The sequence below is a fragment of the Dyella halodurans genome (assembly GCF_026283925.1).
In the GTDB taxonomy this organism is placed as follows: Bacteria; Pseudomonadota; Gammaproteobacteria; order Xanthomonadales; family Rhodanobacteraceae; genus Dyella; species Dyella halodurans.
In genome coordinates, this window is the sequence record NZ_JAPDPF010000011.1 from 23,793 (window position 1) to 36,978 (window position 13,186).

The following is a 13,186-nucleotide window of genomic DNA, read 5'->3' on the forward strand; positions in this document are numbered from 1 at the left end:
CGTCGTGACGGGGATGACGCAAGAGCTGCCCGCGCGCACCTTAGTCGCGCGCTGGCGCCGGCAACAGTTACGGTTTGGAAAGGTTGGCGGCGGGCAGCAGCATGCTCACTTTCAGCCCAGGCGAGGTGTTTTCCAGGGTCAGCTGGCCTCGGTGCAGCGAAACCACGGCAGCCACGATGCTGAGGCCCAGGCCGTTGCCGCGCTGGTGGCGACTGCTATCGACCCGAAAGAAGCGCTCGGTGGCGCGCGACAGCGCGGCGGCGGGGATGCCCGGCCCGTTGTCCTGCACGGTAATGGCCACCATCCCGTTCGCTTCCACGGTACGCACGTCGACCGTTGCCCCATGGCCGGCGTACTTGAACGCGTTATCCAGCAAATTGGCCAAGGTGTTGGCCAGTAGATGGCGATCCGCGAGGATCTGGGGTTCGCCGTCGACGTCATGGGTCAGATGGATCGAGAGGGACTCCGCTGCGGGCTGGTAGAGCTCGATGATGTCGTCGAGCAGTTCGCGCACCGGCAGGGTTTCGAAGCTTTGTCGCCGGACGCCTGATTCCGCCTCGGCGATCTGCAACAGCTTGTCGAGCACCGTAATGAGGCCGTCGATCTCGTCGATGGCGTACTGCCCGGCCTGGGGCAGGCGCTCGGGGCGCTGGGGTGAGCGCAACGCCTGTTCCAGCGCCGCGCGAATGCGGCCCAGCGGCGTGCGCAGATCGTGCGCGATGGCATTGGACACCTGGCGGGAGGTATCCATCAAACGCTCGATCTCGTCGAGCATGTCGTTGACGTCGCGGGCCACCACGGCGAACTCGTCCTTGGAGGCGCCGATGGTGATGCGGCGGTCCAGCCGACCCGCGGCGATCTCTGTGGTCGCATGGTGGATGGCCTTCAGCTGCCGCTGCAGCTGGTCGCGAAACAGGATCGAGCCCGCGCCCGCCAGCAGGATCGCGAGCAGGCCACCCAGCCCCAGCGCCACCAGCACCATGTGCTCCAGTTCGCGCACGTCCTGCATGTCGCGGCCGACCAGCAGCATGCCGCCGTCGGCGAAACGATAAGTCAGCAGGCGGCTGCTGGATTGCCGGCCGACGCGTTCCACGTCGACCTTTTCCAGCCCTTCGGCAATCGTTGCCGGGCGCGGCCATGCGGTGAGGTTGCCGATGAGCTTGTGGCCGTCGGCATCGAGCAGCAGATAGATCTCCGTATCGCTGTCCTGGTTGTCGGTCAGCAGGTTGTGGATCTCGCGCACCAGCGCGTCGCTGCCGCGTTGCTCGCGTACCTGCACCAGGTGGCGCGAGGTGCTGCGCAGCTGGGTGTCGATGTTGCGGCCAAGCAGGCCGGCCGTGCCGATATAGAACACGGTGGAAATCAAGGCCACCGAGAGCAGCAGCAGCGCGCCGTAGCCGGCCGACATGCGAAACACCACCGAGTGGCGAAAGCTAGCCATCGCTGGAGTCCTGGCTACGCATACCAAGGGTGAAACCCACGCCACGCACCGTGCGTATCAGTGGCTGCGTGTTGTCCTTGTCGATCTTGTTGCGCAAGCGGCTCATCTGCACGTCGATCACATTCGTCTCCGGATCGAAGTGATAGCCCCAGACCGCGGCCAGCAGCATCTTGCGCGTGACCACCTCGTCCTGATGACGCATCAGGTATTCCAGCAGCAGGTATTCGCGTGGTTGCAGCGGAATCGGCAGGTTGTCGCGGAACACGCGGCGGGTGCGCGGGTCCAGCGTCAGGTCGCCAACGCTCAGCAACTCCGGCTCGATGCGCGGGCTGGCGCGCCGTGCCAGGGCTTCGATGCGAGCCAGCAGCTCGTCCAGGGCAAACGGCTTGGTCAGGTAGTCGTCGCCGCCGCTGCGCAGGCCGCGGATACGTTCATCCAGGCTGCTGAGTGCGCTGAGCACCAGCACCGGCGTGCGGTCGTCGCGCGAACGCAGCGTCGCGAGGATCTCCAGTCCATCCACGCCGCCAGGCAGCATGCGGTCCAGGACGATGAGGTCCCACAGCTCGCCATTGGCGCGCTCTACGCCGTCCGTGCCGCTATGGCATACCTCGACCTGATGGCCAGCTTCGTGGAGGCCTTCGCGGATCAGGTCGGCGGTGTGGAGGTCATCCTCGATCAACAGGCAGCGCATGGTTTCCGTCCGGTATGCGACGCCCGTGGGTGCAAGCCGGGTGTCGACGCTTCATCATCGGCACTATCGTAGTGATTCGGCGGGGTCGACGTGGAGCAATGGCTGGAAAAGGCAATGCAGGGCGTGGATCCCGACAGTCCCGATGCCTTCATGCACATCTTCCTGAACCTGATGGCCTTGCTGCCCTGGGCGGCGCTGTTCTGGTGGAGCGTGGTCTTTGTGGTGGTGGGGGCCGTGCTGGGCTGGTGGCGTGGACGGCTGGTGGAAGGCATCGTCTGGGCCGTGGTGCTGGGGCCGCTCGGCTGGATCGTGGTGCTGGGGCGTTCCCGCCCCAAGCCGCGACCCGAGCCGCCGCCGCTGCCGCGCAGGCGCTAACGGAGGTTCTCGGGCGGGAGTGTATGATGGCTACCGAGGTGAATTCTTTGAGTCATATCGCTTCCGACAAGCTGCACGTGCATCACCACCATGATCACGACGACGCCCAGAGCTTCGTGCGTGCGGTGGAGCATGCCAGCGAGGCGCGCGGCCTGCGGCTGACGCCGTTGCGCAAGGAAGTGCTGGAATTGGTCGCCGCTGCGGGCCAGCCGGTCAAGGCTTACGATCTGCTCGACCAGCTGCGTGAGCGCCATGGCAATGCGGCGCCGCCCACGGTGTACCGCGCCCTCGACTTCCTGCTCGAACACGGCTTCATCCACAAGCTGGAATCGATCAACGCCTTCGTCTCCTGCCATCACCCGGCGGAGGCGCATCAAGTGCCGTTCCTGATCTGCGACAACTGCTCCAGCGCCCAGGAAGTCTGCGACGAGCGCGTGGCCGAGCTGATCGAAGCCCAGGCCAAGGCGTTCGGCTTCCGGCCGCAGGCGCAGACGCTGGAAGTGCACGGTCTCTGCAAGAACTGCCGCAAGGGCTAAGGCCGCGAAGCGTCTGGTCGGCGCTTCGCTTGCGTTTGCTACGTTATAATGTAACATGTCTCGCCTGGGGTGGCCCAGCTCGACTCGCGGTGCGCTTCGGTCTTATCCGATGGATGCCAGGCAAGAAAAAAAATCCCGCTGGTGGTTCATGGCCGACCGGATTGGTGCAACGGCATCCTTCCTGTGCGCCATCCACTGCGCCGCCTTGCCGTTCGTACTGGCGGTACTGCCCCTGCTCGGGTTGAGTTTTCTTGCCGACCACCGCTTCGAGCGTGGCTTTGTCATGTTTGCCTGTGCGCTCGCCCTGGTCAGCCTGATCAGCGGTTATCGGCGCCACCATCGTCAGCGACCGTTGCTGCTGGCCTTGCCCGGCCTCGCCCTGCTGATCACCGGCGTCACGTTTGCCGAAAACTATTCCATCGTTCTGCACAGCGTGCTGGTGACCTGCGGCGGTTTGCTGGTGGCGTCCGCGCATTTCATCAATCTGCGCACGCATCGCGCCGCGCACGTGCACGGCCCACAGTGTGCGCACTGAAAACGCCGGTAAGCGCTGCCGTGATTGTGTAACGGGGCCCGTGCTTTCTAGCATTCGCGTATGAATACCGCTCACGTGCGGACGCACGACCATGACCACCACGATCATGAGCACGGGCATCATGGTCACGCCCATGGCGCGACGCATGACCACCGCGGCGTAAGCGGGCGCGAGCGCAAGTTGATCGTCGCCTTCGTGCTCACCACGCTGATGATGGTGATCGAGGTCGTTGGCGGCTTCTGGTCCGGTTCGCTGGCCTTGCTGGCCGATGCCGGCCATATGCTGATCGACTCGCTGGCCTTGCTATTGGCCGTGGTCGGCGCGTGGTTTGCCCGGCGGCCAGCCGATGCGCGGCGCACGTACGGCTACGGGCGCCTGGAAGTGCTCGCTGGTTTCGTCAACGCGCTCACGCAGTTTGTACTGGTCGCCTTCATCGCCTTTGAGGCCATTGGGCGCTTGTTCCATCCAGCGGAAATCCTCTCCGGCATGATGCTGGGGGTGGCGAGCGCCGGCCTGGTCGTGAACCTGCTGGTGCTGCGCACGCTGCATGGCCATGCGCATGACGACGTCAACCTCGCCGGCGCCACGCTGCACGTGCTGGGTGATCTGCTCGGCTCGGTGGCGGCGGTGGTTGCCGCCTTGCTGGTGCGCTGGATGCATTGGAACTGGGCGGATCCGGTGCTTTCGCTGCTGGTGTCGCTGTTGATCCTCAACAGCGCGTGGCGCCTGCTGCGCCGGTCCGCGCACATCCTGCTCGAAGGCGTGCCCGAAGGCATGAATACCGGCGACGTGGCCGATGCGTTGCGCGTCGCGGACGCGTCGATTCGCGACATCCACCATTTGCATGTGTGGCAGTTGGCCACCGGCTCGCGCATGGCCACCTTGCATGCAGAGCTGAACGAAAGCGGCAACAGTGCTGCCGCGATCAGTGCCATCAACCAGGTCCTGGCCGAGCGTTTCGGTATTCGGCACGTCACGGTGCAGATCGATTCGGAGCCATGTCCTGAACACCAGCGCGACTGCGCGGGTCACGACCATCGCTGACTATTGCGATTTGAGCGGTCGCTGATAGGATGGATGACTGTTCACCCTCATGAATCAAGGAGTTCCCTTATGGGCAAGGGCGATCGCAAGACCCGTCGTGGCAAGACTTACCGTGGCAGCTATGGCAACTCCCGCGCGCATTCGCTGCAGCCGGCCGTTGCTGGCGCCAAGGCGACCGTGACCAAGCCGGCCGCCGCCAAGAAGGCTGCTCCCAAGAAGAAGTCGGCATAAGCCGTACTCGCTTCGACAAAACCCCCGCGCTTGCGGGGGTTTTTTTATGGCCGATCCTCCTGGTGAGGCGACTGGCTCAGGGCTCGGGCGACAGCAGTTCGCCACCGAGGAAAATTTCCCGCAGTACATTGCTGCCGCCGATCCAGTAGCAGAGCTCGGCCGGCGAGTGCACATTCCACCGCGCGAGATCGGCGCGCTGCCCGACGGCCAGGGTGCCGCGATCGGCAAGACCAAGCGCCTTGGCGGCATGCACGGTGACGCCCCGCAGGGCTTCTTCCGGGGTCAGGCGAAACAGCGTGCACGCCATGCCGGCGGCAAGACGCAACGAAAGCAGGGGCGAGGTGCCTGGATTGCAGTCGGTAGCCACGGCCATGGCGACGCCGTGTTCGCGCAGGCTGGCGATTGGCGGAAGCTTTGTTTCGCGCAGGGCGTAGTACGCGCCAGGCAGCAGCACGGCGACCGTGCCTGCATGGGCCATCGCGTGGACACCATGCTCGCTGAGATGTTCCAGGTGATCGGCGGAAAGCCCGTTGAAGGAAGCAACCAGGGCCGCCCCGTCGAGATCGGACAACTGCTCGGCGTGCAGCTTGACCGGCAGGCCGAGTTGCGTCGCGCGCTCGAAGACGCGAAGCGTTTCCGCGGGGGTGAAGCCGATGTTTTCGCAAAACGCATCAACGGCGTCGACCAGCCCTTCGCCAGCCAGCGTGGGCAACATCACGTCGCAGACCAGGTCGACATAGGTATCACGATCGTCGCGAAATTCCGGCGGCAGCGCATGCAGGCCGAGAAAGGTGGTGCGCACGGTGATGTCCAGCGCCTTGCCGAGGCGACGTGCGACCCGCAGCATGCGGCGTTCGGTGTCGAGATCCAGGCCGTAGCCGGATTTGATCTCGATCGTGGTGACGCCGTCGGCGAGCAGGGCATGCGCTCGCGGTAGCGCCTGCGCGAACAGCGCATCTTCGCTGGCTTCGCGGGTGGCCTTGACGGTGGAGACAATGCCGCCTCCGGCGCGTGCGATCTCCTCGTAGCTGGCGCCATTGAGGCGCAGGTCGAATTCGTGCGCGCGGTTGCCGCCAAATACGAGATGGGTGTGGCAATCGATCAGTCCTGGCGTGACCAGCGCACCGTCCAGGTAGTCCACGCGCGTGGCCAGCGTCTCGGCATCGCCGGGCAGCTCACGCTGTGGTCCGACCCAGGCAATGCGTCCCTGGTGTAGCGCGATCGCGCCGTTCTCGATCAGTCCATAAGGCGCTTCGCCGACAAACGTGGCCAGCGTGGCATCGAGCAGCAAGTGGTCCCAGCGTGTGGTCATGAGCGTCAGCGCGGTTGTGGGGACGACGCGTGGTCGTCCGGGTGATCGTCGGAAGGCGGAATCGGCGTGGCCGGGTCTTCAACCATGGGCCTGCTGGCGCGCTCTTGCATCGCCCTATCGCTGGCGGAAAGATCGTCGTCGGCAAGCTCATCGCGCTGGGCGTCTGCATGACGCCGCGCCAGCTCATGCTCGTAGCCCTCGATCAGCTTGTCGGCCAGCGCGCGGTACACCGGCTTGTGCGAAAAAATGGATGACGCAGCTCGCGCGATCAGGCAGGTCGCCATGATCGGCAAGACCATCTGCTGGTTGGCGGTCAGTTCCATGGAGATCACGGTGGCGGTGAGCGGTGCCTGGGTGACGCCGGCGAGATAGGCCGCCATGCCGAGCAGGACCATCGCCGAGACGTCGACGCCGGGCATGATCGTGCTGAGGTTCTGGCCCAGGCCCGCGCCCACCGCCAGGGCCGGCGAGAAGATGCCGCCGGGAATGCCCGCCCAGTACGAGGCGATATTGCCGAGGAACTTCAGCGCGCCAAAGCTCGTCACGGTTTCGGCATGACCCTCGAGGATTTCCTTCGCCTGCGCGTAACCCGTGCCGTAGAGTCCGGTGCGCGTAAGCTGGCTGAGCAGCACCAGGGCGAGGCCGCATGCAGCGGCGAACACTACCGGCTGACGCGCGCGCAGGCGGCCGACGACGCCACGGAAGCCGTGGTCGCTGGGCTGGATGAGGCGGGCGAACAATCCGCCCACCAGGCCGCAGACGATGCCGGCGGCGAGCACGGCCCACCATGCCTCGCCCAGCGGCAGGCCGATATCGAAATGGCCGAAATAAGCGTAGTTGCCAAGTATGCCGAGCGAGACGACACCCGAGACAATCACGGCCGTCAGCAAGGTGCCGCTCATGCGGTGCTCGAACGCGCCGCTCATTTCTTCGATGGCGAATACCACGCCAGCCAGCGGCGTATTGAAGGCTGCGGCGAGGCCGGCGGCGGAGCCCGCCAGGATGAAACGACCCGCCGCAGCGGGTTCATCGAAGCCGAAGCGGCGACCCAGCGAATAGAGCAGACCCGCACCAACGTGCACGGTAGGGCCTTCGCGTCCCACCGACGCACCACCGGCCAGTGCGGCGAGCGTCAGCGCCATCTTGCCGATCGCCACGCGCAGCGACAGCAGGCTGTGGCGAAAGTCTTCGTCTTCCACCTTGAGTGCGGCGATGGCCTGGGGAATGCCTGAGCCGCGTGTGGGTTTCAGCGCGCCCTGGGTGAGCCAGGCGAGCAGGGCGAACGTGGCCGGCGTGATCAGGAACGCCCAGAAACGGTTGTGCGTCACCACGCCACGGAACAAACCGTAGGCATAGTCGGCCGCCTGCGCAAAGCCCACGGCGGCCAAGCCCACCAGCACGGCGCCGCTCCAGAACAGCACGCGCCGACGCCACTGCATGGGCGAAAACAGCTCGGAATCGGTCAGGCGCTTGAGCCGTCCGGTGGCACCCGGCGAAGCGGTGCCGGCGACTTCGTCCTCGGCATCGCTCACTTCTTCACCTCGGACTTGCGCGTCCAGCGTGTCTCGTAAAGATCGAAGCGGCGATCCTTGAGGTTTTGCACGGCGCCGGCGTTGCGGGCACGGGCAAGGCTGCCCAGATGGAGATCGGCGAATAGCACGGTTTCTATATTCGGCGTGGAGTCGGCGGCGATGCCATCGCGCGCGAACGGAAAGTCACTCGGCGTCAGGATGCAGCTCTGGCCGTACTGGATGTCGAAATTGTTCACGCCAGGCAGGTTGCCGACGTTGCCCGACAGCACGACGTAGCACTGGTTTTCGATCGCGCGCGCCTGCGAGCAGTAGCGCACGCGCAGGTAACCTTCGCGCACATCGGTGCAGAACGGCACGAACAGGATCAGCGCGCCCTGGTCGACCAGGTGGCGCGCCACCTCGGGAAACTCCGCGTCATAGCAGATCATCACGCCGATCGGGCCGCAGTCGGTGGGGATGGTCGCCGCGCTGTCGCCGCCGGTGATGTTCCACACCGTGCGTTCGCTCGGCGTCGGATGGATTTTTTCCTGCTCGTGGATCGAGCCGTCGCGCAGGCATACATAGCAGACATTGTGGATGTCGCCGTTGGGCTGCTCGGTCGGGTGCGAGCCGGCGATGATGTTGATGTTGTAGTGCACCGCCAGATGGCTGAACAGCTGCTTCACCTGCGGTGTGTACTGGCTGAGCTTGCGAATCGACTCGACAGGCGACAGTTCCTCGTTCTCGATCGACAGCAGCTGCAGCGTGATCAATTCGGGGAAGGTGACGAAATCCGCGCTGTAGTCGGCCGCGATATCGGTGAAGTATTCCACCTGGGTCGCGAATTCCTCGAACGAACGGATGCGCCGCTGCAGGTACTGCACCGAAGCGACGCGTACCAGGTCGGGCAGTCGCTGGGTCGACGGAATCGACGGGATATCCGGCTGGTTGAGCAGCTCCGGATTGCGCCAGACCAGATGCGCTGCGTAGCCCAGCGATTCGTAATCGGACGGCACGTAGCCGCGCAGCAGCCCGATCACCTCGAAGTCGTTGCTCAGCTGGAAGCTCAGCGTGGGGTCGCGCCGCTTGCCTTCCACCACGGCATGCACGTAGGCATCGGCGCTGCCGTAGCGGTGCAGGTTGCGCGCCAGGCCCGGGATGCGTCCGCCGAACACGATGCCGCGCAGTTTCAGGTCGGTGCACAGGCGCTTGCGTGCCTGGTACAGGCGTTGGCCAATGCGCATGTTGCGGTAGTCGGGATGGACCACCACCTCCATGCCGTACAGCCAGTTGCCATCGGTCTTGTGGCGCGAGCCCATGCCGCCACCGGTGATCTGCATCCATGTATGCGGCGCCAGCGCGGTCGCTTCGTCGATGCGGAAGGTGGCGCAATAGCCGACGATCTTGCCTTCGTACTCGACCACGAACTGGCCTTCGGGGAAGTGCGTCTGCTGGGATCGCAGCATTTCCGCGGAATGACCCCACTCGGGCGTATAGACACGGGCGGTGAGGTCGACCAGCCCGGGGACATCGGCGGGCTTGGCCTGGCGGACCAGCAGCTTCGGGGCGTCTTCGCGGATCTTCTTGGCCATTTGCGCATTATGCCGCAGCACGCTGAACGACGCGGCCGGGCAGGGCGGTTAAACTCCGCGGGATATCCCAAGGAGCAGGCTGATGGGCGCCACCATTCCGACCCACTACGTTGCAGATCGACTCTGGACGGCCCAAGGCTGGAGCCGCGATGCCGGGCTCGCGGTCGACGATCGCGGTTACCTGGTCGGCGCCAGCGCTGCTGGGGCCGAACGCCTGGGACACTGGGTGCTACCGGGCATGCCCAACCTGCATTCGCACGCCTTCCAGCGCGCCATGGCCGGGCTGGCGGAACGCAAAGGCAAGAGTGACGACAGTTTCTGGACCTGGCGCGAAACCATGTACGCGTTCGCTGCCGCCATCGGTCCGGAGGAACTCAAGGCCATTGCTGCGCAGCTCTACGTGGAAATGCTCAAGAGCGGCTACACCCAGGTGTGCGAGTTTCATTACCTGCATCATCAGCCGGACGGCACGCCCTACGCGCAGCCTGAGGCGATGTCGCTGGCGTTGATCGAGGCCGCGCGCGAAGCAGGGATCACCTTGACCTTGCTGCCGGTGCTGTACATGAGTGGTGGTTTCGATGGCCGGCCACTGACGCCGCGTCAGTGTCGTTTTGGTCACGACGTCCCTTCCTACCTGCGCCTGTTGGAAGCGTTGCGAGCCCATGAAAACGAGAAGCTGCGGATAGGTATCGCGTTGCACTCGTTGCGCGCCGTGCCGGAGCAGGCGCTGCAAAGCGTGCTCGCCAGCGATGCGGCGCGGGATTGTCCCATTCACATCCATATCGCCGAACAAATCGGCGAGGTACAGGACTGCCTCGCTACCCGCGGCGCCCGTCCGGTGGAATGGTTGTTCGACCACGCCGAGGTGAATGCGCGATGGACCCTGGTGCATGCCACGCATCTCAGCGCGCAGGAAACCTCGCGGCTGGCGCGCAGCGGGGCCGTGGCTGGCCTGTGTCCCACGACCGAGGCGAATCTAGGCGATGGCCTGTTCCCACTCGCCGATTATCTGGACGCGCAGGGCACGCTCGGCGTCGGTTCGGATTCGCATATCTCGGTGTCGCCGGTAGAGGAATTGCGCTGGCTCGAATACGGTCAGCGCCTGTCGACGCGCCATCGCAATATCGCCGCGCGCCATCAGGGCGATAGCGTGGGTGAAACCTTGTGGCGTGCCGCGCTGCGTGGTGGCGCGCTGTCAGCGGGCCTGCCGGTCGGCGAACTGCGGGAGGGCGCGCGTGCCGATCTGCTCGTGCTGGACGATCGCGCGCCACTGCTGGCGGCGCGTGATGAGCGTTCCGTGATCGACAGCTTCCTGTTTGCTGGCAATGCAGCGCTGGTGCGTGACGTGATGGTGGGCGGCGAATGGGTCGTGCGCCATTTCATGCATCGCGATGAGGAGCGCATCGCCGCGCGCTATCGCTCGACCATGGAACGCTTGGCGCAGCAGTGACGCGTAAGCTTTCCGTCAGGCTGAATGGTGGCTGCGAAATGCATGAACCGCAGCCATCGCGTTCGGGTGATTTCGTCATCGACTCCTCCAGGCTGGCGTTCTCCGTGGCTAACACCCACCAAGGAGAACACCATGCGTCGACTCATGCTGATTGGTCTCGGCCTCGTCGTGATGTTCAGCGCGAGCCTCTCGCTCACCGGCTGCGTGGTGGTGGCGCCAAGGCCGCATTACGCGGCACGTGTCTGGGTGCCGGCCTACTATGCACCGGGCAGTGTTTATGTGTCCGGACACTGGCGCTGATGATGGTGCCGCTCAGGTGCCCGTCACGAGTTGCCTGCGCAAGTGTTCGATGAACACGCGCAGCTTCGGCGGCACCTGCAGCCGGCTGGGGTAATACAGATAGAAGCCATCGAACGGCGGTAGCCAGTCGTCCAGCACGGTTTCCAGTTGGCCGGCAGCGATGGCTGCACGCACGGATGGTTCCACCATATGCGTCAACGCCAGCCCGTCGAGCGCCGCGCGTATCGCCATGGCGGGCTCGTTGGTGGTCAGCGGACCATCCACGTCGATTTCGAACCATTGTCCCTTGGATGGGCCGGCGGGATGCGCGAATTCCCAGCGATAGATCGCACCGCTGTTGAAGCGGAAGCGCACGCAGTCGTGTGCGGCCAGCTCGCGTGGATGCCGTGGCTTGCCGTGTTGATTGAAGTAAGACGGTGAGCCCACCACGACGGCGCGTTGCGGACCGCCCAGCGGTATCGCCACCACGTCACGCGCAAGGCGCTCGCCGAGCCGGATGCCGGCATCGAAACCCTCGGCGATCAGATCGGTCAGCCGGTTCTCGACGTGGATGTCGAGTTTCAGTTCCGGCCATGCGCGGATGAAGTCCGCCAGCATCGGCGCGATCAGGTGATCGAGCACCATCTGCGGCACGGCGATGCGCAGCGTGCCGATGGGCCTGTCGCCGTGCTGGCGCAGCGCCTCGATGGCGGCATCGATTTCGCCGAGGGCAGGGGAAATGCGTTCCAGAAACGCGCGGCCGGCCTCGGTCAGGCCGACGCGGCGCGTGGTCCGATGCAGCAGGCGCACGCCGACATGGGCCTCCAAATGGCGCAGCGACTGGCTGAGGGCGGAGGCGGTGACCTCCATCTCGGCCGCGGCACGGGTAAAGCTGCCATGCCGGGCGATCAGCCGGAACGCGCGCAGGGCGGTGGTGTCATCGAGGCGCATTAGTTAGCCATGCTTAATAAAGCATCTACAAAATGCCGATTTTTCTCCGCAATGGCAAGGCGCAGACTGCGCCCATCCGATCCATCCACCGGGAGTTCTCGCCATGTCGCTCGACACCTACTACACCCTGGGCCGCTCCGGCCTGCGCGTCAGCCGCCTCGCCCTGGGCACGATGACTTTCGGTGACAACTGGGGCTGGGGCGCGGCGGAGGACACCGCCCGCACCATGTTCGACCGTTACCTGGCCGCGGGCGGCAACTTCGTCGACACCGCCGATCTGTACACCGACGGCGCCAGCGAGGAGCTGCTGGGACGCTTCATGGCCGAGACGGGGACGCGCGATCGCGTCGTACTCAGCACCAAGTTCAGCTACAACGCGCAGCCGGGCAACCCGAATGCGGGGGGCAACGGTCGCAAGCACATCCTGCGCGCGGTGGACGGCTCGCTGCGTCGCCTGCGCACCGACTACATCGATCTCTACCTGCTGCATACCTGGGACCGCCTGACCCCGGCCGAGGAAGTGGTGCGCACGCTCGACGACCTCGTGCGGGCCGGCAAGATCCGCTACGCGGGGCTGTCGGACGTGCCGGCCTGGTATGCCGCGCGGGCGCAGACCTATGCCGAGGCGCATGCGCTGACCCCGCTGGTGAACCTGCAGTTGGAGTACTCCCTGATCGAGCGGCATATCGAACACGAGTTCGTGCCGATGAGCGCCGAGTTGGGCATGGGCATCACGGCCTGGAGTCCGCTGGGCATGGGCCTGTTGTCGGGCAAGTACAAGGCCAGCGAGGCCGGCGGCAGCGGCGAGGGACGCCTGGCCAAGATTTCGGGAGCGCCGGGATTTGATCGTTTTACCGAGCGCAACTGGCGTGTCGTCGCGGCATTGGAGGAAGTGGCGGCGGCGATGGGCCGGCCGATGGCCCAGGTGGCGCTGAACTGGGTGGCGACGCAGCCTGGCGTGGCGTCGGTCATCGTAGGCGCTACCAAGCTTGCGCAGCTGGACGACAACCTCGCGGCCCTGTCCTTCGAGATCCCGCTCGAGTTGCGCGCCCGCCTGGATGCCGCCAGCGCGCTGGAGCCGACCTTTCCCTACTGGTTCTTCAGCGACGTGCAGCAGTCGCGCCTGCATGGCGGCGTGGCCGTGGGCAACAAGCCGGCGGGTTATGCGCCGCCGGTTTATGTGCCTGCCCAGGCGCAGGGCGGCTTCAAGGCGGACTGAGCCAAAAAAAACGGCGCCA

14 protein-coding genes are annotated in these 13,186 nt (G+C 65.3%); 8 read left to right on the forward strand and 6 right to left on the reverse strand.

The genetic code is table 11. The features are described 5' to 3' along the window. Nucleotides 1–67: 67 nt before the first annotated feature. Nucleotides 68–1,441, reverse strand: coding sequence for a sensor histidine kinase (locus OUZ49_RS18790; protein WP_266152144.1), 1,374 nt, complete (start codon nucleotides 1,439–1,441; stop codon nucleotides 68–70). Next, complete coding sequence (locus OUZ49_RS18795) at nucleotides 1,434–2,132, reverse strand: response regulator transcription factor (RefSeq protein ID WP_266152145.1); 699 nt, start codon at nucleotides 2,130–2,132, stop codon at nucleotides 1,434–1,436. The genes OUZ49_RS18790 and OUZ49_RS18795 overlap by 8 nt, the downstream gene beginning before the upstream one ends. A gap of 114 nt (nucleotides 2,133–2,246) precedes the next feature. Here OUZ49_RS18795 and OUZ49_RS18800 point away from each other — a divergent pair, with 114 nt between their 5' ends. The 5 genes from OUZ49_RS18800 (at nucleotide 2,247) to OUZ49_RS18820 (ending at nucleotide 4,853) form a co-directional block, all read left to right on the forward strand. Continuing rightward, entirely contained in the window at nucleotides 2,247–2,507 is a 261-nt protein-coding gene (locus OUZ49_RS18800; protein WP_323134948.1) for a hypothetical protein, read from the forward strand. A gap of 26 nt (nucleotides 2,508–2,533) precedes the next feature. After that, nucleotides 2,534–3,043 (forward strand): transcriptional repressor, encoded by a 510-nt coding sequence (locus OUZ49_RS18805; protein ID WP_380004234.1) that lies wholly within the window; start codon nucleotides 2,534–2,536, stop codon nucleotides 3,041–3,043. Nucleotides 3,044–3,152: 109 nt separating this feature from the next. After that, complete coding sequence (locus OUZ49_RS18810) at nucleotides 3,153–3,578, forward strand: MerC domain-containing protein (protein WP_266152148.1); 426 nt, start codon at nucleotides 3,153–3,155, stop codon at nucleotides 3,576–3,578. A gap of 60 nt (nucleotides 3,579–3,638) precedes the next feature. Beyond that, nucleotides 3,639–4,622 (forward strand): cation diffusion facilitator family transporter, encoded by a 984-nt coding sequence (locus tag OUZ49_RS18815; protein ID WP_266152149.1) that lies wholly within the window; start codon nucleotides 3,639–3,641, stop codon nucleotides 4,620–4,622. 69 nt (nucleotides 4,623–4,691) lie between these two features. Beyond that, a complete protein-coding gene (locus OUZ49_RS18820) occupies nucleotides 4,692–4,853 on the forward strand; it encodes a 30S ribosomal protein THX (RefSeq protein ID WP_201316151.1) in 162 nt (53 codons plus the stop codon). A 76-nt stretch (nucleotides 4,854–4,929) separates the two neighbouring features. On the opposite strand, the gene hutI is transcribed toward OUZ49_RS18820, so the two are convergent. The 3 genes from hutI to OUZ49_RS18835 all read right to left on the reverse strand — a co-directional run bounded on the left by hutI (nucleotide 4,930) and on the right by OUZ49_RS18835 (nucleotide 9,268). Next, nucleotides 4,930–6,165, reverse strand: a complete 1,236-nt coding sequence (hutI, locus tag OUZ49_RS18825) for an imidazolonepropionase (RefSeq protein WP_266152150.1) — start codon at nucleotides 6,163–6,165, stop codon at nucleotides 4,930–4,932. Nucleotides 6,166–6,170: 5 nt separating this feature from the next. Beyond that, a complete protein-coding gene (locus OUZ49_RS18830; protein WP_266152202.1) occupies nucleotides 6,171–7,604 on the reverse strand; it encodes a chloride channel protein in 1,434 nt (477 codons plus the stop codon). 89 nt (nucleotides 7,605–7,693) lie between these two features. After that, nucleotides 7,694–9,268 carry a bifunctional GNAT family N-acetyltransferase/carbon-nitrogen hydrolase family protein gene (locus OUZ49_RS18835; protein ID WP_266152151.1) on the reverse strand — a complete coding sequence of 525 codons (1,575 nt, stop codon included), beginning with the start codon at nucleotides 9,266–9,268 and terminating at the stop codon, nucleotides 7,694–7,696. 82 nt (nucleotides 9,269–9,350) lie between these two features. Between OUZ49_RS18835 and OUZ49_RS18840 the strand changes: the two genes are divergently transcribed. Together OUZ49_RS18840 and OUZ49_RS18845 are read left to right on the forward strand one after the other, a co-directional pair. Further along, entirely contained in the window at nucleotides 9,351–10,718 is a 1,368-nt protein-coding gene (locus OUZ49_RS18840; RefSeq protein ID WP_266152152.1) for a formimidoylglutamate deiminase, read from the forward strand. A 132-nt stretch (nucleotides 10,719–10,850) separates the two neighbouring features. Continuing rightward, nucleotides 10,851–11,018 carry a hypothetical protein gene (locus OUZ49_RS18845; RefSeq protein WP_266152153.1) on the forward strand — a complete coding sequence of 56 codons (168 nt, stop codon included), beginning with the start codon at nucleotides 10,851–10,853 and terminating at the stop codon, nucleotides 11,016–11,018. A 12-nt stretch (nucleotides 11,019–11,030) separates the two neighbouring features. On the opposite strand, the gene OUZ49_RS18850 is transcribed toward OUZ49_RS18845, so the two are convergent. Beyond that, complete coding sequence (locus OUZ49_RS18850; protein ID WP_266152154.1) at nucleotides 11,031–11,948, reverse strand: LysR family transcriptional regulator; 918 nt, start codon at nucleotides 11,946–11,948, stop codon at nucleotides 11,031–11,033. A 103-nt stretch (nucleotides 11,949–12,051) separates the two neighbouring features. On the opposite strand from OUZ49_RS18850, the gene OUZ49_RS18855 reads away from it, so the two are divergent. Then, entirely contained in the window at nucleotides 12,052–13,167 is a 1,116-nt protein-coding gene (locus OUZ49_RS18855; RefSeq protein WP_266152155.1) for an aldo/keto reductase, read from the forward strand. The last annotated feature ends 19 nt before the right edge of the window (nucleotides 13,168–13,186 follow it).

What these genes read in the sequence shown, in the direction of transcription:
- OUZ49_RS18790 (WP_266152144.1), bottom strand. Translation starts at nt 1,441, where the DNA reads ATGGCTAGCTTTCGCCACTCGGTGGTGTTTCGCATGTCGGCCGGCTAC.
- OUZ49_RS18805 (WP_380004234.1), top strand. Translation starts at nt 2,534, where the DNA reads ATGGCTACCGAGGTGAATTCTTTGAGTCATATCGCTTCCGACAAGCTG.
- OUZ49_RS18835 (WP_266152151.1), bottom strand. Translation starts at nt 9,268, where the DNA reads ATGGCCAAGAAGATCCGCGAAGACGCCCCGAAGCTGCTGGTCCGCCAG.
- OUZ49_RS18850 (WP_266152154.1), bottom strand. Translation starts at nt 11,948, where the DNA reads ATGCGCCTCGATGACACCACCGCCCTGCGCGCGTTCCGGCTGATCGCC.
- OUZ49_RS18800 (WP_323134948.1), top strand. Translation starts at nt 2,247, where the DNA reads ATGCAGGGCGTGGATCCCGACAGTCCCGATGCCTTCATGCACATCTTC.
- OUZ49_RS18855 (WP_266152155.1), top strand. Translation starts at nt 12,052, where the DNA reads ATGTCGCTCGACACCTACTACACCCTGGGCCGCTCCGGCCTGCGCGTC.
- OUZ49_RS18815 (WP_266152149.1), top strand. Translation starts at nt 3,639, where the DNA reads ATGAATACCGCTCACGTGCGGACGCACGACCATGACCACCACGATCAT.
- OUZ49_RS18810 (WP_266152148.1), top strand. Translation starts at nt 3,153, where the DNA reads ATGGATGCCAGGCAAGAAAAAAAATCCCGCTGGTGGTTCATGGCCGAC.
- OUZ49_RS18795 (WP_266152145.1), bottom strand. Translation starts at nt 2,132, where the DNA reads ATGCGCTGCCTGTTGATCGAGGATGACCTCCACACCGCCGACCTGATC.
- OUZ49_RS18820 (WP_201316151.1), top strand. Translation starts at nt 4,692, where the DNA reads ATGGGCAAGGGCGATCGCAAGACCCGTCGTGGCAAGACTTACCGTGGC.
- OUZ49_RS18845 (WP_266152153.1), top strand. Translation starts at nt 10,851, where the DNA reads ATGCGTCGACTCATGCTGATTGGTCTCGGCCTCGTCGTGATGTTCAGC.
- hutI (WP_266152150.1), bottom strand. Translation starts at nt 6,165, where the DNA reads ATGACCACACGCTGGGACCACTTGCTGCTCGATGCCACGCTGGCCACG.
- OUZ49_RS18840 (WP_266152152.1), top strand. Translation starts at nt 9,351, where the DNA reads ATGGGCGCCACCATTCCGACCCACTACGTTGCAGATCGACTCTGGACG.
- OUZ49_RS18830 (WP_266152202.1), bottom strand. Translation starts at nt 7,604, where the DNA reads ATGCAGTGGCGTCGGCGCGTGCTGTTCTGGAGCGGCGCCGTGCTGGTG.